General features: G+C 37.3%; 25 protein-coding genes and 1 tRNA gene. 18 read left to right on the top strand and 8 right to left on the bottom strand.

Features of this window, described 5'->3' with window-relative positions; genetic code table 11:
- The first annotated feature begins 35 nt into the window (after positions 1–35).
- The 14 genes from M1D73_RS26240 to M1D73_RS26175 all read left to right on the top strand — a co-directional run bounded on the left by M1D73_RS26240 (position 36) and on the right by M1D73_RS26175 (position 11,693).
- Positions 36–485, top strand: coding sequence for a DUF4275 family protein (locus tag M1D73_RS26240; protein WP_000394736.1), 450 nt, complete (start codon positions 36–38; stop codon positions 483–485).
- Positions 486–600: 115 nt separating this feature from the next.
- A complete protein-coding gene (locus tag M1D73_RS26235; RefSeq protein ID WP_001267310.1) occupies positions 601–981 on the top strand; it encodes a phage holin family protein in 381 nt (126 codons plus the stop codon).
- Between the two features lie 156 nt (positions 982–1,137).
- Complete coding sequence (gene hprK / locus M1D73_RS26230) at positions 1,138–2,067, top strand: HPr(Ser) kinase/phosphatase (protein ID WP_001127250.1); 930 nt, start codon at positions 1,138–1,140, stop codon at positions 2,065–2,067.
- Between the two features lie 26 nt (positions 2,068–2,093).
- A complete protein-coding gene (lgt, locus tag M1D73_RS26225) occupies positions 2,094–2,906 on the top strand; it encodes a prolipoprotein diacylglyceryl transferase (RefSeq protein ID WP_000922849.1) in 813 nt (270 codons plus the stop codon).
- 67 nt (positions 2,907–2,973) lie between these two features.
- Positions 2,974–3,624: a pyrophosphatase PpaX gene (gene ppaX / locus M1D73_RS26220; protein ID WP_001222403.1), complete on the top strand. Its 651-nt coding sequence runs from the start codon at positions 2,974–2,976 to the stop codon at positions 3,622–3,624.
- 33 nt (positions 3,625–3,657) lie between these two features.
- Positions 3,658–4,170: an acyltransferase gene (locus M1D73_RS26215; RefSeq protein ID WP_001255055.1), complete on the top strand. Its 513-nt coding sequence runs from the start codon at positions 3,658–3,660 to the stop codon at positions 4,168–4,170.
- A 139-nt stretch (positions 4,171–4,309) separates the two neighbouring features.
- Positions 4,310–5,821, top strand: a complete 1,512-nt coding sequence (locus M1D73_RS26210) for a tetratricopeptide repeat protein (RefSeq protein ID WP_121868508.1) — start codon at positions 4,310–4,312, stop codon at positions 5,819–5,821.
- Positions 5,822–5,906: 85 nt separating this feature from the next.
- Positions 5,907–6,863, top strand: a complete 957-nt coding sequence (gene trxB / locus M1D73_RS26205) for a thioredoxin-disulfide reductase (RefSeq protein WP_001288078.1) — start codon at positions 5,907–5,909, stop codon at positions 6,861–6,863.
- Between the two features lie 165 nt (positions 6,864–7,028).
- Positions 7,029–7,835 (top strand): DUF368 domain-containing protein, encoded by an 807-nt coding sequence (locus tag M1D73_RS26200; protein WP_000455196.1) that lies wholly within the window; start codon positions 7,029–7,031, stop codon positions 7,833–7,835.
- A 229-nt stretch (positions 7,836–8,064) separates the two neighbouring features.
- Positions 8,065–8,523, top strand: coding sequence for an NUDIX hydrolase (locus M1D73_RS26195; protein WP_001190080.1), 459 nt, complete (start codon positions 8,065–8,067; stop codon positions 8,521–8,523).
- A 20-nt stretch (positions 8,524–8,543) separates the two neighbouring features.
- Positions 8,544–9,425 (top strand): RNase adapter RapZ, encoded by an 882-nt coding sequence (gene rapZ, locus M1D73_RS26190; RefSeq protein ID WP_000138459.1) that lies wholly within the window; start codon positions 8,544–8,546, stop codon positions 9,423–9,425.
- A 3-nt stretch (positions 9,426–9,428) separates the two neighbouring features.
- Positions 9,429–10,382 carry a gluconeogenesis factor YvcK family protein gene (locus M1D73_RS26185; protein WP_000712188.1) on the top strand — a complete coding sequence of 318 codons (954 nt, stop codon included), beginning with the start codon at positions 9,429–9,431 and terminating at the stop codon, positions 10,380–10,382.
- An 88-nt stretch (positions 10,383–10,470) separates the two neighbouring features.
- Positions 10,471–11,421 (top strand): DNA-binding protein WhiA, encoded by a 951-nt coding sequence (whiA, locus tag M1D73_RS26180; protein ID WP_000006558.1) that lies wholly within the window; start codon positions 10,471–10,473, stop codon positions 11,419–11,421.
- Positions 11,422–11,444: 23 nt separating this feature from the next.
- Positions 11,445–11,693: an HPr family phosphocarrier protein gene (locus M1D73_RS26175; protein ID WP_000250307.1), complete on the top strand. Its 249-nt coding sequence runs from the start codon at positions 11,445–11,447 to the stop codon at positions 11,691–11,693.
- 399 nt (positions 11,694–12,092) lie between these two features.
- Here M1D73_RS26175 and clpP read toward each other — a convergent pair whose 3' ends face one another.
- From clpP to M1D73_RS26135, 8 genes are all read right to left on the bottom strand, one after another.
- The gene (gene clpP, locus M1D73_RS26170; protein WP_001049162.1) at positions 12,093–12,674 is read right to left on the bottom strand and encodes an ATP-dependent Clp endopeptidase proteolytic subunit ClpP; all 582 of its coding nucleotides are present in this window, start codon (positions 12,672–12,674) and stop codon (positions 12,093–12,095) included.
- A 240-nt stretch (positions 12,675–12,914) separates the two neighbouring features.
- Positions 12,915–13,784 (bottom strand): DUF421 domain-containing protein, encoded by an 870-nt coding sequence (locus M1D73_RS26165; protein ID WP_000018922.1) that lies wholly within the window; start codon positions 13,782–13,784, stop codon positions 12,915–12,917.
- A 20-nt stretch (positions 13,785–13,804) separates the two neighbouring features.
- Complete coding sequence (locus M1D73_RS26160) at positions 13,805–14,011, bottom strand: DUF1657 domain-containing protein (RefSeq protein WP_000215909.1); 207 nt, start codon at positions 14,009–14,011, stop codon at positions 13,805–13,807.
- Positions 14,012–14,022: 11 nt separating this feature from the next.
- Complete coding sequence (gene spoVAE, locus M1D73_RS26155) at positions 14,023–14,373, bottom strand: stage V sporulation protein AE (protein ID WP_000575919.1); 351 nt, start codon at positions 14,371–14,373, stop codon at positions 14,023–14,025.
- Positions 14,370–15,386 carry a stage V sporulation protein AD gene (gene spoVAD, locus M1D73_RS26150; RefSeq protein WP_000938970.1) on the bottom strand — a complete coding sequence of 339 codons (1,017 nt, stop codon included), beginning with the start codon at positions 15,384–15,386 and terminating at the stop codon, positions 14,370–14,372. The genes spoVAE and spoVAD overlap by 4 nt, the downstream gene beginning before the upstream one ends.
- Positions 15,387–15,863: a stage V sporulation protein AC gene (gene spoVAC, locus M1D73_RS26145; RefSeq protein ID WP_000146953.1), complete on the bottom strand. Its 477-nt coding sequence runs from the start codon at positions 15,861–15,863 to the stop codon at positions 15,387–15,389.
- Between the two features lie 29 nt (positions 15,864–15,892).
- Positions 15,893–16,378, bottom strand: a complete 486-nt coding sequence (locus M1D73_RS26140; protein WP_001228545.1) for a YhcN/YlaJ family sporulation lipoprotein — start codon at positions 16,376–16,378, stop codon at positions 15,893–15,895.
- A 93-nt stretch (positions 16,379–16,471) separates the two neighbouring features.
- Positions 16,472–16,678, bottom strand: a complete 207-nt coding sequence (locus M1D73_RS26135; RefSeq protein ID WP_000216166.1) for a DUF1657 domain-containing protein — start codon at positions 16,676–16,678, stop codon at positions 16,472–16,474.
- Positions 16,679–16,882: 204 nt separating this feature from the next.
- Here M1D73_RS26135 and M1D73_RS26130 point away from each other — a divergent pair.
- From M1D73_RS26130 to cggR, 4 genes are all read left to right on the top strand, one after another.
- Positions 16,883–16,958 (top strand) — tRNA-Arg (locus tag M1D73_RS26130).
- 258 nt (positions 16,959–17,216) lie between these two features.
- Positions 17,217–18,524, top strand: coding sequence for an RNA polymerase factor sigma-54 (gene rpoN, locus M1D73_RS26125; protein WP_000647955.1), 1,308 nt, complete (start codon positions 17,217–17,219; stop codon positions 18,522–18,524).
- A gap of 9 nt (positions 18,525–18,533) precedes the next feature.
- Entirely contained in the window at positions 18,534–18,779 is a 246-nt protein-coding gene (locus M1D73_RS26120; RefSeq protein WP_000869726.1) for a glutaredoxin family protein, read from the top strand.
- A 136-nt stretch (positions 18,780–18,915) separates the two neighbouring features.
- Entirely contained in the window at positions 18,916–19,944 is a 1,029-nt protein-coding gene (gene cggR, locus M1D73_RS26115) for a gapA transcriptional regulator CggR (RefSeq protein WP_001258185.1), read from the top strand.
- Positions 19,945–19,963: the final 19 nt, after the last annotated feature.

The raw sequence follows: 19,963 nt of genomic DNA, 5'->3' as shown, positions 1-19,963 counted from the left end.
AATGACGCTCGGTTTTTATTGTATAGGGGGAGAAGATGGAGTTTTTAGAGGTGTTAAGGAAGAAACATATGAAGGTAAGAGAGTTTCAAAGTTGGGGTGTATATTTTCGAAAGTGCTGGGAGGATCACTTTGCAAATCATTTAAGTGATAAAGAAAAAGAAGATATTTTTCTTTATGGAGATAAGTATGCATGTGGTTATCTATGGCACATATTTAGTTATGAGAAAAAGAAGTGTTTAGAGGGTAAAGAAGGAGAAAACGCGTTTCATAATGAAGTGAAAAAGGATTGCTACATTTTCTATCAACACTGTGATGAGGTACTGTTAATAAAGGATGCGAGTTTATTACATATGGATGATATATTGTGTGAGACAGACGATGCGTATAAAGGTGATATCTATATCGTAGATAAAGATTTCACTTGGACCTTTGTAAAAACTCATGAACATAGGTGGTGTGGTCCTTATTTTGTGAGGAAGTGTTAGTAGGTATACAAGCATGAAAGATAGAATAAGTTGATATAAGTGTTTGTATCATACTTGCGTTTATTATCTATTAGCGTATGATGAAATATATATGTTTAAAAGGATGTGTGACGAAATGAGATGGATTGTATCACTTCTTGTAAATAGCGTTGTGTTAATCGCTGTATCGGGACTTTTAAAAGGGATTGCACCAGATGCATTTTACGTAGCAAATATACAAACTGCAATTATTGCGAGTATTATATTGGCGGTTTTAAATGTGTTCGTAAAGCCATTTTTAATTTTAATTACGCTACCAATTACTGTTGTAACTTTCGGCTTCTTCTTAATTGTTATTAATGCGATTACGTTAAAAATAGCAGATTCATTATTAGGAGATGCTTTTAATATATCAGGATTTGGTGTAGCGATTGTTGCGGCAATTTGTATTTCAATTTTTAATATGATAATTGAAAAGGCAATTGTTGAACCTCTATATGGAAAAAAGAGAAAGTGACAAAAAGAAAAACATTTCATTATTCGTATGAAATGTTTTTTTCTATTTATTAGAAACCGTATTTCTTGTTTCCAGAAAAAAATGGTACAATATCCGATAGAATGGAATTTTACATCAAACGAGACTGAACCCGCAGCGGAGTGGAGGTTTATACATATGCCGAAAGTAAGGACAAAAGATTTAATTGAACAATTTCAATTGGAGTTAATCAGTGGTGAAGAAGGCATTCATCGTCCGATTGATACAAGTGATTTATCACGACCTGGAATTGAAATGGCAGGATTTTTTACATATTATCCAGCAGATCGTGTGCAGCTTCTTGGAAAGACGGAGCTTACGTTCTTTGACACGTTAACGTCAGAGCAAAAACAAGAGAGAATGAAAGCGCTTTGTACTGAGGAGACGCCATGTATTATTGTAACTCGTAATCAAGATGTACCAGATGAGTTATTACAAGCATCACGTGAATCAGGTATGCCTTTATTACGTTCTTCTCAAACGACAACTAGATTATCAAGTCGTTTAACCAACTATTTAGAAGGTAAGTTAGCACCAACAACTGCTGTTCATGGTGTGTTAGTAGATATTTACGGTGTTGGTGTTTTAATTACAGGTCAAAGTGGTGTTGGTAAAAGTGAGACAGCTCTTGAGCTTGTAAAGCGTGGTCACCGTCTTGTTGCGGATGATAGTGTAGAAATTCGTCAAGAAGATGAAGACATGTTAGTCGGAAGCTCACCAGATTTAATCGAGCATTTATTAGAAATTCGTGGTCTAGGTATTATTAACGTTATGACGTTATTCGGTGCAGGGGCAGTACGAAATTATAAGCGTATTACACTTGTTATTAATCTTGAAATTTGGGATCAAAAGAAAAATTACGATCGCTTAGGTCTTGATGAAGAGAAGATGAAAATTATTGATACAGAGCTTACGAAGATTACACTTCCAGTTCGTCCTGGTCGAAACTTGGCTGTTATTATTGAAGTAGCAGCGATGAACTTCCGTTTAAAACGTATGGGAGTCAATGCAGCACAGCAGTTCTCTGAACGATTAATGAGTGCAATTGAGTTAGGAAATCAGGAGTAAACTTTGGAGAGGGAGGTCATATACATATGCTGTTAGCTTCTGTACCACAGCTTGACCGTGTAGCTATCCAACTTGGGCCGTTTCCTGTGTATTGGTACGGGATTATTATCGGTACAGGTGTGCTATTAGGTCTTTGGCTGGCAACTCGCGAGGGAGAAAGGCTAGGTATTCCAAAAGATACATTTGTTGACCTTGTATTAATTGCAGTACCGATCGCTATTCTTTTTGCGAGAATGTACTATGTTATTTTTGAATGGGAATATTACGCACAAAACCCGAGTCAAATTATTAATATTCGTCAAGGTGGTTTGGCGATTCATGGTGGTTTAATCGGGGCTGTTATTACAGGTGTTCTTTTTGCGAAACGACGCGGACTTTCTTTCTGGAAGTTGGCTGATATTGCTGCACCAAGTATTTTACTAGGACAAGCAATTGGCCGATGGGGAAACTTTATGAACCAAGAGGCGCATGGTGATGAAGTAACGAGACAGTTTTTAGAAGGTCTTCATTTACCGGATTTTATTATTAATCAAATGTATATTGAGGGTGTGTACTATCATCCGACGTTTTTATATGAATCATTATGGAATTTTGCAGGCGTAATTTTACTACTTGCATTAAGAAAAGTGAATTTACGTCGCGGGGAGTTATTCTTCACATATTTAATTTGGTATTCAGTAGGACGCTTCTTCGTAGAAGGCTTACGTACAGATAGTTTAATGCTAGGACCACTTCGTATTGCACAAGTAATGTCAATTGGACTTGTTGTTATTTCTATTATTTTCATTATTGTGAGACGAAAAATGGGGCAAGCTGATAAAAGATATTTAGAAAATTAGAGACAAGTAGCATCTTATTATAAGATGCTGCTTCTTTCATATTCAGGAAGGCGAAAGGACTAAGGCGATGAGAATAAATACAGTTTTATTTGATTTAGATGGAACTTTAATTAATACAAACGAACTTATTATTTCTTCTTTTTTACATACTTTAAATACATATTATCCAAATCAATATAAGCGTGAAGATGTATTGCCATTTATCGGTCCATCTTTGCATGATACTTTCAGTAAGATTGATGAAAGTAAGGTTGAAGAGATGATTACAAGTTATCGCGAATTTAACCATGATCATCATGATGAATTAGTAGAAGAATATGAAACTGTATATGAAACAGTTCGAGAGTTGAAGAAGCAAGGTTATAAAGTTGGTATTGTTACAACGAAAGCGAGACAAACCGTTGAGATGGGATTACAGTTGTCAAAGCTTGATGAATTTTTTGATGTTGTCGTGACAATTGATGATGTAGAGCATGTGAAACCACATCCAGAGCCACTTCAAAAAGCGCTTGAATTATTAGATGCAAAACCAGAAGAAGCATTGATGGTTGGGGATAATCATCATGATATTGTCGGTGGTCAAAATGCGGGGACGAAAACAGCTGCGGTTTCATGGACGTTGAAAGGTAGAGCGTATTTAGAGGCTTACAAGCCGGACTTTATGCTAGATAAAATGAGTGATTTGCTACCGATTTTGTCTAATATGAACCGTTCATAAAGGTCCAAGTAAGTTAGTAGAGGAGCGAGCTAAGTGCGACGGACAACGCGCTATCCTGTTTCAGGAGAAAATTCATTATGGAATGTGTATAAAACAGTGTCTTTTTGGAAGGTAATGAAAAACTTTATTATTATCCAAATTGCACGTTACACGCCATGTTTATCTGTGAAGAATTGGTTGTACCGCACTTTTTTACGGATGAAAGTAGGAAAGAAAACATCATTTGCGCTTATGGTAATGCCGGATATTATGTTCCCAGAAAAGATAACTGTGGGAGAGAATTCGATTATTGGCTATAACACAACGCTTTTAGCACATGAATATTTAATTCGTGAATATCGACTTGGAGAAATCGTCATTGGAAATGAAGTGATGATTGGAGCGAATGTAACAATATTACCAGGTGTGAAAATTGGAGACGGTGCGACTGTTTCAGCTGGCACACTTGTTCATAGAGATGTACCGAGCGGTGCTTTCGTAGGTGGAAATCCAATGCGTATTATTTATACGAAAGAGCAAATGACCGCCAGAGAAGGTTCATGGTGAAAATGTAACATTTCTCCTCTTTTTTTATGAATAAAAAGGAAATAATTGAGTATAATATACTGTTTTGTTTTTTACGGAATCGTTTATACTTATAGATAGAAGAATGTGTGAACGAAGAAAACAAAAAACTGGAGGATATATGGGGAAAAATCAAAGGATATATAAGGAGAACGGACAAGTTATCTCTTTTAATCAATTAGCGGACTTCTTTTATAAAAAAGGGATGAGAGCTTACAAAGGACAAAAATTGCAAGATGCAATTAAATATTTTCGAAGAGCGGCACAAAGTGAGAAGGAGCCGTTTATTTTATGTCAATTAGCAACAGTATTATCTGAGGCTGGTGAATATCAAGAGTCGAATCAAACCTTCTTAAAGTTAGTTAGATCTAATCCTGAACTTGAACAGTGCTATTATTTTATTGCAAATAATTATGCATATATGGGGTTATTTCAACAGGCGAAGAAATATGCGGATCGCTATTTAGAAGTTGCAAAAGAGAAGGAATTCGTAGAAGATACATTAGAACTTCTAGAGATTATGGAAGAAGAAGCAATGGGTGCGGAAGAGATTGAAGATGAAGATGATTTAATTGTTATGCAGGAAGAAGCGAATCGTTATATTCGTAATGGACAATTAGAAGAAGCAATTGCTACATTAGAAATTGTTACGAAAGATTATCCGGAATTTTGGTCAGGTCATAATAATTTAGCCATTGCACATTTTCAATCGGGTAATGTAGACAAAGCGCTGAAGTTAACAGAAATGATTTTAGAGAAAAATCCTGGTAATATACATGCGCTTTGTAATACACTTATTTTTCTATATTCAATTGGAGAGCATAAACAAGTAGAAGCATTAGCGGGACAGCTAGTTTCAGTATATCCAATTTCATTTGAACATCGTTTGAAACTGGGAACTACACTTGCAACAATTGGTTATTTCGAGCATGCATATAAATGGTTCAAACTATTAAAGCGTCAAGGATATGAGGGAGACGTTAGTTTTTATTATTGGTTTGCATATTCTGCTTATATGGTGAAAGATCAGCAACTAGCTGAAAAAATGTGGCAATATGTCGTGGAATTGCATCCTGATAAAAAGGGAAAAGAACCGTGGAATGCGCTGAATTTAGCAGATGAAGGACAAAACGTGTTATTTGAAGAATTACGAAAATCATTTCAGCAAAGTGCGACGCTAGAAGAACAAATGCTAGCTTTATATTTAATGAATGAATTGTCAACGCCGGAGAAGGTGGGATTCTTCTTTGATATAACGCAAGCGAAGAACGGTGTTCCCATCGTATCACAACTTGCAAAGTACTTCTTTTTACTTAATAGTCATAAGAGTATTCCAGCTGATTTACAGCAATTTGAGCAGTGCGCGAGAATCGCGGATGCATTATACAATTATACGAAAAAAGATGATGAATTAATTGAAGAGTGTTTACACTTTTGGTTTTGTACGTTCATACGTTTATATACATCTGGAGACATATTTACAAATGTGTACGGCTGGTCAGCTGCGATTGAATACATTGTACGCGGCGAACAAGGAAATAAAATGACACAGTCGGAGCTTGGAGATGTATATAATGTATCTGTAGCGACTGTCCGAAAGTATGTGCAAGTTGTTAAGCGTACGCACACATAAGATAAGCAAATCATTGGGAAAAAAATGATGCTAACAGTATAATGAGGGTAACTTAATTGTGTAGGAATGGATAGGAGTGAATAGTGTGTCAGAAGAAAAAATTTATGATGTCGTTATTATTGGTGCAGGACCAGCTGGTATGACAGCTGCAGTATATACATCTCGTGCAAATTTAAGCACATTAATGCTTGAGCGTGGTATTCCAGGTGGCCAAATGGCAAACACGGAAGATGTAGAAAACTACCCAGGTTATGAGTCTATTTTAGGACCAGATTTATCAAATAAAATGTTCGAGCATGCGAAGAAATTTGGTGCTGAATATGCATACGGTGATGTGAAAGAAGTCATCGATGGTAAGGAATACAAAACAATTATTGCTGGTAAAAAAGAATATAAAGCACGTGCAATTATCGTTGCAAGCGGTGCAGAGTATAAAAAAATTGGTGTACCGGGTGAAACAGAACTTGGCGGCCGCGGTGTATCATATTGTGCAGTATGTGACGGAGCATTCTTTAAAGGAAAAGAACTTATCGTAATTGGCGGCGGAGATTCTGCTGTTGAAGAGGGTGTGTTCTTAACGCGCTTCGCATCAAAAGTAACGATCGTTCACCGTCGTGACACGCTTCGTGCACAGAAAATTTTACAAGACCGTGCTTTCCAAAACGAAAAAGTAGATTTCATTTGGAACCACACGATAAAAGAAATCAACGAAGCAAGTGGTAAAGTAGGAAGTGTAACACTTGTGGACGTAAATAGTGGAGAAGAGAAAGAAGTCAAAACTGACGGCGTATTCGTATACATCGGTATGTTACCTTTATCAAAACCATTTGTTGAACTAGGTATTACAAATGAAAATGGTTACCTTGAAACGAACGAGCGTATGGAAACGAAAATTCCTGGTATTTTCGCAGCTGGTGATGTTCGTGAAAAAATGCTTCGTCAAATTGTAACTGCAACAGGTGACGGTAGTATTGCAGCGCAAAGTGCACAACATTACGTAGAAGAATTATTAGAGGAATTAAAAACTGTATCAGAAAAATAAGGGATAATATACCTTGTGAGAAGAAAGCTACCGACAGGAGCTTTCTTCTTTTTTTGTGTGAAAATGTAAAAGTTTTGTCAAAAAATATAAGGATTATAAGCTTTCTTATTGATATACTGGACTTTACGGAAAAAATCACTATAAGAAATGAGGAATTTATTCAGTATGGAATGGCGTAATATATATCGTGGATTTTGTATGGGCGTTAGTGATTTAATTCCTGGTGTGAGCGGCGGTACAATCGCTGTTGTGTTAGGGATTTATGAACAATTGCTTGCGGCAATTAGTGGATTCTTTAGTCGTGAATGGAAAAAACATTTAGGATTTTTAATTCCACTTGCAGCTGGTGTGGCAGCGGCATTTTTAACGTTAAGTCACGTTATTAAATATTTACTTGCAAATCATTATGAACCGACTCAATTTTTCTTCCTCGGTTTAATTATTAGTATATTACCGATGTTAATGAGGGAAGCTGATGCAAAGTCGTCGTTTAAAGGTAAGCACATCGTTTTATTAATAGTTGCAGCAATTCTTGTTGCGATTACAGCTTTCTTTAAACCAGATAAGGCAGCAGATCCAATTACGACGTTAACAATTTTAAATGCAATTGGTTTATTTTTCGCAGGATGGATGGCTAGCATGGCCATGCTGCTTCCTGGAATTAGTGGATCGTTTATTTTATTAATTATTGGTGTGTATCCAACAGCAATTAACGCTTTAACTACACTTAACTTACCTTTAATCGTGGTTATCGGTGCTGGTGTTATGGTTGGATTTGTTGTAAGTAGTAAAGGCATTAGTTTTTTATTAGATCGTTATAAAAGTATGACATTTGCGGCAATTATTGGACTTGTAATCGGTTCGATTGTAATTGTATTCCCTGGGATTCCGACTGGTGGATTTTCAATTATAAGTTCAATCATTACCTTTATTTTAGGATTTGCGATTGTTACTTATTTCGGTAAGAAATAAGGGCTTTAATCCCCTTGGCGATAAAAATCGTTAAGGGGATTTTTCATGCTATTCATTCAAAGTATAAGCATTTACATTGCTTGTTATAGAAAGCTTTTTTAAAATTGCTGAGTAGCATATGCTTAGCGAAAGAGGACTGGCTCCTTCGTTGTAGCAAACTGTTTTTGATAGTATAATGAAAGAAGTATGCAGTGAGAAATTTTACTGCAAGTAGCTGAGGTGAAGAAACATGCAAAGAGTGACAAACTGTGTGTTAATTAGAGATAATGAAGTACTCTTACTCCAAAAACCTCGCCGAAATTGGTGGGTTGCACCAGGCGGGAAAATGGAGCGTGGTGAGACTGTAAGAGATTCCGTTGTTCGCGAGTATCGTGAAGAAACAGGTATTTATTTGAAAAACCCAGCGTTAAAGGGGGTCTTCACCTTTGTCATCCAAGAAGGTGATAAAGTTGTTTCTGAATGGATGATGTTCTCCTTTTTAGCGACAGATTTTGCAGGAGAAAACAAACTAGAGAGCGAAGAAGGCATCATTGGTTGGCATACATTTGATAAAATTGATGATTTAGCAATGGCGCCAGGAGATTATCACATTATTGATTATTTAATTAAAGGAAATGGCATAATCTACGGTACATTTGTATATACCCCAGATTTTGAGTTGCTTTCATATCGATTAGATCCGAGTTAAACCGTCAAGGAGAGGATACAATGACAGAGAATAATGATATAAAAATGGTAATTATTACAGGGATGTCTGGAGCCGGAAAAACAGTAGCTTTACAAAGTTTTGAAGATTTAGGATATTTTTGTGTAGATAATTTACCACCGATGTTATTGCCAAAGTTTATTGAGCTTATGGCGGATTCAAAAGGGAAAATGAATAAAGTGGCACTTGGTATTGATTTACGTGGCCGCGAGTTTTTCGAACATTTATGGGGAGCACTTGATGATTTATCAGAACGTACATGGATTATTCCTCATATTTTATTTTTAGATGCGAAAGATAGTACGCTTGTAACTCGTTATAAAGAAACGAGACGTTCGCATCCACTTGCACCAACTGGTTTGCCGTTAAAGGGAATCGAAGCAGAGCGTAATTTATTAACAGATATGAAGGCACGAGCGAATATTGTGCTTGATACATCGGATTTAAAACCGAAAGAATTACGTGAAAAAATTGTTCACTTGTTCTCAACAGAAACTGAGCAAGCATTTCGTGTAAATGTTATGTCATTTGGATTTAAGTACGGTATTCCAATTGATGCAGATTTAGTATTTGATGTTCGTTTTTTACCAAATCCATATTACATTCCACATATGAAGCCATTAACAGGACTAGATGAAGAAGTTTCTTCGTATGTACTGAAATTTAATGAGACACATAAGTTTTTAGAGAAGTTGACGGATCTGATTACTTTCATGCTGCCTCATTATAAAAGAGAAGGCAAAAGTCAACTTGTAATTGCAATTGGATGTACAGGTGGACAGCATCGTTCTGTTACGCTTACAGAATACCTTGGGAAACATTTGAAACCAGAGTATAGTGTTCATGTATCTCATCGTGATGTGGAGAAGAGAAAGGGCCATTAAGGGATGAAAAAAGAGAGAAAGCCTAAAATTGTCATCATGGGAGGCGGAACTGGACTCTCTGTTTTATTAAGGGGATTAAAGCAATATCCTGTTGATATTACAGCAGTTGTTACAATTGCTGATGATGGTGGCAGTTCGGGTAGATTACGTGATGAGCTAGAAATTCCACCTCCAGGTGACATCCGTAACGTACTTGTTGCGTTATCGGATGTAGAGCCACTGGTGGAAGCTTTATTTCAGCACCGTTTCACAACAGGAGACGGACTGAAAGGTCATGCGTTAGGAAATCTATTGTTGGCAGGTATGACCTCGATTACAGGAGACTTTTTCCATGCAATTACAGAAACAAGTAAAGTATTAAATGTCAGAGGACGTGTATTACCAGCAGCGAATCAAAGTGCGGTACTTCATGCGGAACTTGAAGATGGGGAAATTGTAACAGGTGAATCAAAGATTCCTTATTACGGAAAGAAGATTAATCGTGTCTTTTTAACTCCAGAAGATGTAGAGCCATTGCATGAAACGTTGGCTGAGATTAAACGAGCTGATTTACTTGTTTTCGGTCCTGGAAGTTTGTATACGAGTATATTGCCCAATTTAGTTGTTAACAAAATTGGAGACGCTGTTCTTGCTGCAAAGGCGAAGAAGGTATATGTATGTAACGTTATGACACAAGCGGGTGAAACGATGGGATATACTGCTTTTGATCATGTACAGGCGTTACACGATCATTTAGGGCAACCATTTATCAATACTGCAATTGTAAATAACCGTGAGATTCCTTGTGAATTACGCAAGTCATATGAGGAAGAAATGTCTACACCAGTTGTAGTGGATGAAGAACGTTTTGTTGAAAATAATATTGATGTTATTCAAGAGGGATTAGCGAAGTATGATGATCATGTTGTAAGGCATGATACGTTAAAGTTAGCGTCCATTTTATATTCATTGTTATAAATATGCGTTGCCTCGTTTGAGGTAGCGCTCCTCATTCATATAGGACAAGAATTTTGTTCCATAATAATCGTATAAGGAGGTGTTGACTGTGTCATTTGCATCAGAAACAAAGAAAGAGTTGACGAATCTTGAGATGAAGGAATGCTGTGAGAAAGCAGAATTATCAGCGTTACTTCGAATGAACGGGTCGCTTTCTTTTTCAAACCGTCGTCTATCTATCGATATTCAAACGGAAAATGCGGCAATTGCAAGAAGGATTTATACGCTTTTGAAAAAAGGATATGACGTGACGGTAGAATTGCTTGTCCGTAAAAAAATGCGCTTGAAGAAAAATAATGTATATATTGTGCGGCTTGTTGAGAAGTCTCGCGAAATATTAGCTGATCTTCATATCGTTCGAGATGACTTTTCATTTATTCGAAATATATCACAAGAATTGATTGAGAAGAAATGTTGTAAACGATCGTACTTACGTGGCGCATTTTTAGCAGGTGGTTCAGTAAATAACCCAGAAACATCATCTTATCATTTAGAAATCTTTTCGTTATATAAGGAACATAATGATGCTATATGTGAACTGATGAACGGATTTGATTTAAATAGTAAGACGTTGGAAAGAAGAAAAGGGTACATTACGTATTTGAAAGAAGCAGAAAAAATTACAGAGTTTTTAAATATTATAGGTGCTCATAATGCACTTTTAAGATTTGAAGATATTCGAATCGTACGTGATATGCGTAATTCTGTAAATCGTTTAGTGAACTGCGAAACAGCTAATTTAAATAAAACAATTGGTGCAGCACTAAGACAGATTGAAAATATTCGTTATATTGATGAGACAGTTGGTCTTGATATTTTGCCGGATAAATTACAAGAGATTGCACAATTACGAAGAGATTATCAAGATGTAACATTGAAAGAGTTAGGTGAGATGGTATCCGGGGGGAAGATTAGTAAGTCGGGTATTAATCATCGTTTGCGTAAAATCGATGAAATCGCAGAGAAATTACGCGCGGGGGAAACGTTAGTAAAAAAATAAGAGGTTAAAGGGGAAATGGAGCTGTGGTTCAAAAACGAGTTCAGGTTTCATTAAAAAACGGTTTACAAGCACGTCCGGCTGCGTTGTTTGTACAAGAGGCAAATCGCTTTCATGCAGATATCTTCATCGAGAAAGATGGAAAGACAGTAAATGCAAAGAGCATAATGGGGATTATGAGCTTAGCAATTGGAACTGGAAGCATGATAACAATTACAACAGAAGGTTCAGATGCAGAAGAGGCTTTAGAAGCATTAGCTGCATATGTACAATAAGAAGCTATCGCGTATATGCGATAGCTTTTTGTTTTGTTGTTTGTGCGGATTAGCGGGGAGGGGTATTTAGCTGGTTTGTCCTTGTCGGAGATTGTCGGTAAATCGATATGTTGTGTCGAACCGTTGATATATTAAAAAAATCGTTGATATAATTTAAGTTTTGTTCGATATAATTGAAAAATCGTTGATATATTTAGAGGGATACTGGATGGGGTATGTGAGCGGGGAACAATATATAAAAGAAGCGCCCAATTATAGGGCGCTTCCGCTTTTAGTTATATCCAGCTCCAGCGGCTAGAATCTCCGGTTGTTTCGCCCCTTCATTCGAGGCAAAAAGCGCCTCGGAATCAGGGCTCCATCGCCCTGCGATTCTGAACGAGCCGCTTTCGCTTTTAAGTATTAACGATTTGTAAAGATCTTATCGATTAAACCGTATTCTAAAGCTTTTTCTGCTGTCATGAAGTTGTCGCGGTCTGTGTCGCGTTGTAGTACTTCAAGTGGTTGACCAGTGCGGTCAGCAAGAATTTGGTTTAGTTTTTCACGTAAGAATAGGATACGTTTTGCAGCGATTTCGATTTCAGTCGCTTGACCTTGTGCTCCACCAAGTGGTTGGTGAATCATTACTTCACTGTTTGGAAGTGCATAACGTTTTCCTTTTTCACCTGCTGCAAGTAAGAATGCACCCATAGATGCAGCCATACCGATACAGATTGTTGATACTTGTGGTTTAATAAACTGCATTGTATCATAGATTGCCATACCCGCTGTGATAGAACCACCAGGGCTGTTGATGTAGATGTGAATATCTTTTTCTGGATCTTGAGATTCCAAGAATAAAAGCTGGGAAACGATTGAGTTAGCTACGTTGTCATCAATTGCACTACCAAGCATAATGATGCGGTCTTTTAATAGTCGAGAGTAAATATCGTAAGCGCGTTCTCCACGATTTGTTTGTTCAATTACTGTAGGAATTAAATTCATCTGTTATTTCCTCCTTATAAAGCTTTCTTAGTCTTATAATACAATTATGGTCAATAAAGGTCAAACGAAACCACTTTAAATCAAAAAAATATGTAGTTGTACCATGAAATATTCGCTATGTTTTCGAAATTCCCTGCTTATGTATCTTCAACATCATAACCGAATTACATAAATTTAAACGTTACGAAAACTGGAGAAAAAAGAAAAGAACGCCTTTTAACTTAAGCGTTCTTTCGATAATTAGTCTTTTAAAAGATAGGTTACTTTATTTAAAATCTTTTCGATTTGTTTCGCGTTTTTACTATACATTTCGCTTGCTGACTTCGACTTTGTTTCTAGGGAAAATAGTTCAAGATCAGCATGACATTTTTTTAAAGATGCTAATAATAAAGGTTTATTTTGAGGAGAAGGCATTTGGAGTTTGTCATTGTAAATGTCGATAGTAAGTTGTCCGTATGAATCCACTTGACCGAGGAAGACATTTTCAATAACAACACCGATTTTTTCTAATTCTGAATGTAGCCAAGCGCGGTTATGTCCGCTTGCTGAAAGAGGTTCATCTAGTACATTTCCATCCATAATAACAGTTTGTGGTTCTTTCTCGTTTGGTACTTTTAAACCGATGTCTTTTGCTGTAAGTGGCTGAGAATCTTTCTTTAATAATACATTTAATTCTCCGCTCGGTTCTAAGACAGCAAATTCGACTTCAGCTACGCTGAACGCACTTTTTCCACGGAGAAGTTCCAGTAATTCGTCACTCGTATATTTTTCTTTCTTTAAATTATCTTCGAGTATCTTTCCGTCTTTTATTAATACGGTAGATTTTCCTTCAAAGAAGTCCCGAGCTGTTTTGTTCTTTAAAGAGAGGATTCCTGTTAAAAAAGGTACCACAGCGAAAATGAGTATTGCAAAGACACCGTGAAAAAATTTTGAATCGAGCCCTGTAGATACTTGGGCAGCGATGTCACCAATCGTCATTCCGGCTATGTATTCAAAAAAGGAAAGCTGAGAGATTTGTCTTTTCCCTAACCATTTCGTAATAGCGAATAAAATAATTAATATGAATACAGAGCGAAGAATGACAAGTGTCCATTCCGGCAGGTGAGACATAGTCGTTTCCTCCAGTCTACTTAAAACCCTTTATATTGAGGTTCTTCACGTTCTAATACTGAAATTCTATCCTTTAAATCAGCGATGACGCTGTCCATTTCTAACATACATTCATGAAATACGCGTTTTGATTCTTCGTCTTGTGAATTTAATGAAAGGGAGCTTAAACTTGCTTGAGCGCCCCTTACACTAGCAAGGCAAGTTTTTACGCTAGCGATAACAGTCATATAAACACCTCTTATCCTTTCGGTTTGAATAATAATGCTCCAATGAAGCCGAAAATAATAGCTGCTGATACACCGGCGCTCGTTACTTTAAACATGCCGGTAATAACGCCAACGATGCCATGTTTTGCAGCTTCTTCCATTGCGCCATGAACGAGGGCATTACCAAAGCTTGTAATAGGTACAGTTGCCCCGGCTCCAGCGAAATCAATTAATGGCTCATACAAATTAAATCCATCTAATATAGCTCCAGCAACAACGAGTGTTGCCATTGTATGAGCGGGTGTTAGTTTGCCGACATCAAACATAAGTTGGCCGATTACACATATGAGTCCGCCAATGACGAAAGCCCAGAAAAAAATCATTGCGTTGCACCTCCAAATTCAATCGAAACGGCATGAGCGATACATGGAATTGTTTCTTCTTGTTGGAATGTAAGTGGAGATAGTAAAGCGCCTGTCGCAACGACAAGTATTTTTTTGAACTCTCCTCTTTTCATTCGGTTTAATAAATGACCATACACGACTGTTGCGGAACATCCAGGCCCGCTAGCACCAGCTATGACAGGTTGTCCTTCTCTGTAAATGATAATTCCGCAATCTTGAAATTGTTCGCTCGTTACTTTCGTTCCGTGTTTATGTAGTAAGTCATAAGCAATTTCGCGTCCTACATGTCCGAGATCGCCTGTTACGATTAAATCGTAGTAAGAGGCATCAATTTGGCGTTCACGTAAATGGGCTTCAATTGTATCAACTGCAGCTGGAGCCATTGCGCCTCCCATATTAAACGGATCCGTTAATCCCATATCAATCACTCGTCCGATTGTTGCAGAGGTTACTCTTGGACCGTGTCCAGTATCGCTTAAAATAGCGGCTCCTGCTCCGGTTACTGTCCACTGTGCAGTAGGCGGCTTTTGTCCGCCGTATTCGGTAGGGTAGCGGAATTGTTTTTCTACAGCCGTATTATGGCTTGAAGCTCCAGTTAATAAATATTTTGCACCTTTTGCATTTACGATACTTGCCCCAAGTGCTAAACCTTCCATAGAAGTAGAGCAAGCCCCGAATAGTCCGAGATAAGGAGTGCCAAGTGTGCGGCAAGCAAAGCTTGTTGGAGTGATTTGATTAATTAAATCTCCTGCGAGTACGAATTGAATATCGTCTTTACGAAGTTCTGCTTTTTCAGTAGCGCGGCTACAAGCTTCTTCGAATAAAATTTTATGTGCTTTTTCATAGGAATCTTGTCCAAGCCATAAATCTTCATGAAGGATATCGAAGTCTTCTGGGATGTTCCCCTTTGCTTCAAATGGTCCACCGACAACCCCTGTTGAGATAATGACTGGTTTGTTTTCAAATACCCACGTTCGGTGTCCTTGTAACATTTATAGCCCTCCCCATTGAACGAGAATAGTTTTAATAAGTGCGATGACGAAAGCGGAAAATACACCAAATAAAATAACAGAACCAGCTAGTTTAAACATATTGCCGCCAACGCCAAGGACAAATCCTTCCGTTCGATGCTCAATACATGCGGCAATAACAGAGTTACCAAATCCAGTAACAGGTACAGCTGTACCTGCTCCGGCAAACTGTCCAAAACGATCGTATATACCAAATCCAGTTAGTAACATGGAGATGAAAATGAGAGTTGCGACTGTTGGATTGCCTGCTGAGCGTTCAGTGAAATCAAAATATGTGATATAAAAAGTAGAAATGAGTTGTCCGATGAAGCAAATAAAACCACCGACGAAAAAGGCTTTTATACAATTTTTTAAGACAGGTCGTTTCGGTTCGCGTTCTTGTTCGAATTTTTTATACTCCTGTTGTACAGGGGTTAAGTTTTTATCTTTACTAGCCATTGCAATCCTTCCTTTTCTTTTAAAAAGCGTTAAGTGTTAGACTCCATTTTTTTACCAATGAATTTTAATTGTTTATTAATTTCATCTTTAGATACTTCTTTTTCCTTAATTTTTCTTTCGAGTTTTTCGAGTAACATAAAGATTTTTTTATCTGTACTGACACGAACATCGAAAGTAGGATGCTCATCACTTAGCTGCTTTTGAAGCTTTTTACGAAGAGGTTTTAATCCAAACCTTTCGTGATGCTCAGGTGTAACTGCTATGTAGAGATCTAAATTTGAATTCACTGCTGTGCTTTTTATAATTTCATCCATAGCGAGAGCTCTTTTTTTCGCTCCTTGTGATATAGATTGATTAAAGGATTCCGTACTCGTCTTTGTTAACTTTGGACCTTTTTCTTTCTCCGTTCGTTTTGCTTCTTCTTTCACTTTTTTATCTAAAGGACTATTATCACATCCGGTAAAAGAGCTAAATAGAAGTGCAAATAATGCGGTTATGAGGCCGAGTTTTCGCATAATTATCATTCCATTTCTATTACAATATGTAATGTGATAGAAAAAGGATGACTGCATATCATCCTTTTTCTATTTCACAGCAAGACTGATTTGTTATTGCTGTGAGTATTGTGGTTCTTCTTGTTGGACTTCTTCAACGCGTGGGTTTAAAGAATCGATAATCGTTTGTGTTTGCTGCGCAGCTGTTTGGAAAAGTTGCTTCGCTTGTTGGTTATCCGTATCAAGAGCGAATCCCTCTAAGCTAGCTTGTGCACTTTTTAATCCAGAGACAGTTTGCTTTAATTTTGTAATTACAGTCATTGAATGAAGCCCCCTTTGGAATATCAATTCAAAGATTATAATTTGTGAGTTGGGCTGAATTTATGATTGGAAAATTTAGGGGTGGAATAGATTTTATATGCTTTTAGCTAAGGTGTATAAGGTATTATGGGGATATTTTTATTGATTTAGATGGATTTTATTGCTATTATTATGAGAAGAAAATGAAGTGTTTTCTATAATCATGCGCCCATAGCTCAGTCGGATAGAGCGGTGGTTTCCGGTACCACGTCTGCCGGGGGTTCGAATCCCTCTGGGCGCGTCAAAAAGTCCTAACTTACGTTTTGTAGGTTAGGACTTTTTTTATTTCCCTCTTGTTATATTTGGTAATAAGATTTACTATTAGTACTTGATGATAATTTTTAACCTTATTATTTTCTTTCAATATTATTCAAATTTCGGTTGTAAGTTGTAAATCTCATTAATACATATAAATTAATAATATTTTGGAATGGGTGTCTGCGTGAGGATTCTCCTTTTACCAAACTTATTGTACAATAGAAACAAGGGGGAGATTAGTTTGAAGGCAAGTCTTTTACAAGAACAAAGCTTACGTTTGGCAATGACACAAGAGTTAAGGCAAGCGATTACAATGCTCCAGTATAATGTACAAGAATTATCGGAGTTTTTGTATGAGCAATCGTTAGAGAATCCCCTTATTGAGTTAGGTGGTTTTGAGAGGGAGAAGAAAAAGAGCTCTAACAACAGTAAAAGTACCAGCAAACAAGTCGAGAATCAGATGGAGATCTACAGTGTGGATTCTACAACGATTCAGCAACATTTATTAAATCAAATACAGTATTATAAAATAGATGAAGAAGAGCGAAAAGTAGCTTCTTTCATTATTATGAACATGGATGGAAATGGATATTTACAAGAAACGAATGAAGAGTTAGCAGAGCTCCTTTCTGCGCATATTCATGTAGTCGACCGCTCTGTAGAGCTTGTCCAATCACTGGAACCAGCAGGGGTAGGGGCGCGTAATATTCAGGAATGTTTAACCTTGCAATTGAAGCGCTTACAAAGACGGAATGGATTAGCAGAAGAGGTTGTAGAAGATCATTTCGCTTATTTTGTGAAGAAAGATTGGCGAAAGCTCGTTCAAGTGTTGAAATGTAGTAATGAGGAATTACAGAGTGCGGTAAATTGTATAACGTCATTACAACCAAAACCAGGTCTTGCGTTTTCTTCAGATAAACCACTTTATATTGTGCCTGATATGGCGGTGAAAAAAGATGGCGATCGCCTCGTTTTACAAATGAATGAGAGAAATATGCCGAGAATTGAAATTCATTCTGAATATAGTGCGCTTCTTAATAATAGTGAAAGTGAAGTAGCATCTTACGTATCAGAAAAGTATCAGCATGTGCAGTGGATTATGCGTAGTTTGAAGCAGAGAAAACAGACATTGCTGCAAGTAATGACTATTATTATGGAAAAACAACGTGATTTCTTCTGGAAAGGTCCAGAGTATTTAAGACCTCTCGCTTTAAAAGAGGTAGCGGAAGAGTTAAGTGTGCATGAATCGACAATTAGTCGTGCGACGCGAAATAAATATGTTCAAACACCACACGGTTTATTTGAGATGAAATCGTTCTTTAGCAATGCCGTTTCGACGACTGAAGATGAAGCAGTTTCTACAAAACGTGTAAAACAATTTATTCAAACGCTAATTGGGGCAGAGGATAAGAAAAAGCCACTTTCAGATCAAAAGATTTCAAAATTATTAGAAGAAGAGCATGAAATTGTTATTTCTCGAAGAACAGTGGCGAAGTATAGAGAACAAATGCATATCCCAGCTTCGTCATTACGAAAAACGATCGGATAGGTGAAGAAGATGAAAGTTGTACTGTATACTAAAAAAGATTGTGGCCTTTGCGTGAAGGCGAAACAAGTTTTAAAGGAAGTACAATGTGAATATTCTTTTCAAATCGAGGAAATAGATATATATGAAGATAATGACCTTTTAGAAAAATATCACTTAATGATTCCGGTTGTAGAAATGGACGGAAAACAAGTAGAATATGGTAACATTCACAAAGGTGTCATAATAAACTATATAAAGAATGCAGTTAAGAGTTGAATAAGTTTCTATCTCCTGTTACAATAATACACGTAGCAGGGATTATTTTTTTAACCTATGTGGGACACAAAATGTCACTACGGGACGTAAAGTGACCACGAAGGAAAAATGAACCGATGTAGTGAGGAGAAAAGATATGCGCTCATGGATTCAGAACACAAAAAAATTATTACCTGATCTGCTACCTGTTATGCAAACGAGAATGCAAATTCTTCAATACATTAGGCTCATGCAGCCGATTGGAAGAAGAAACTTATCAGCAAGTCTCGGTATGACAGAACGAGTATTGCGAAGTGAAGTTCAAGTTTTGAAAGAACAAAACTTAGTTCACGTCGCTTCTTCTGGAATGACTTTGACAGAAGAAGGAACAGCTTTAGTTCTTGCTTTGGAAGACTTTATGAAAGAAATTTCCGGGTTAAAGGTTTTAGAAAAGCAACTTAAGGAAACATTAGACTTGGATGAAGTTTTCGTTGTCCCTGGTGATAGTGATGAATCACCTTGGGTCAAACTGGAGATGGGCCGTGCTTGTGTGACTTGTATAAAAGACCGTCTGACAGCGAATAATATCGTTGCTGTGGCTGGAGGAACTACGCTAGCTGCTGCTGCGGACATGATGCAACTTGATTGCAAAGATTTACATATGCTATTTGTCCCAGCACGTGGTGGAATTGGAGAAGGCGTCGAATTAGAAGCCAATACCATTTGTGCCAAGATGGCACAAAATACGATGAGTAATTATCGCTTATTGTATGTTCCAGACCATGTTAGTAGCGAAGCATATGCGTCTATTGTGACAGAGCCTTCCGTGAAAGAAGTTCTTGAGTTGATTCGATCTTCCAATATCGTCATTCATGGAATAGGTGATGCGTTAACAATGGCACGTCGCAGAAGTACTTCAGAAGCAGATTGGTTAAAGATTCAGGCAAGCGAAGCAGTTGGCGAAGCTTTCGGTTACTACTTTAATGAAGAAGGAAATGTTGTTCATAAAGTAAGAACAGTTGGTATGCAACTAGAGGATTTACAAAATGTATCTCACGTTGTTGCAGTCGCTGGAGGTTCTTCAAAGGCAAAAGCAATACAGGCTGTAATTAAACAAGGGCACACTTCAATTCTAATTACAGATGAAGGTGCAGCAAAACAGTTAACAAAGGGTTTTACCCTTTAATATAATCCCCCAAGGAGGA

The sequence above is a fragment of the Bacillus sp. PK3-067 genome (genome assembly GCF_056738645.1).
This window is presented reverse-complemented; position numbering and strand designations above follow the sequence as displayed.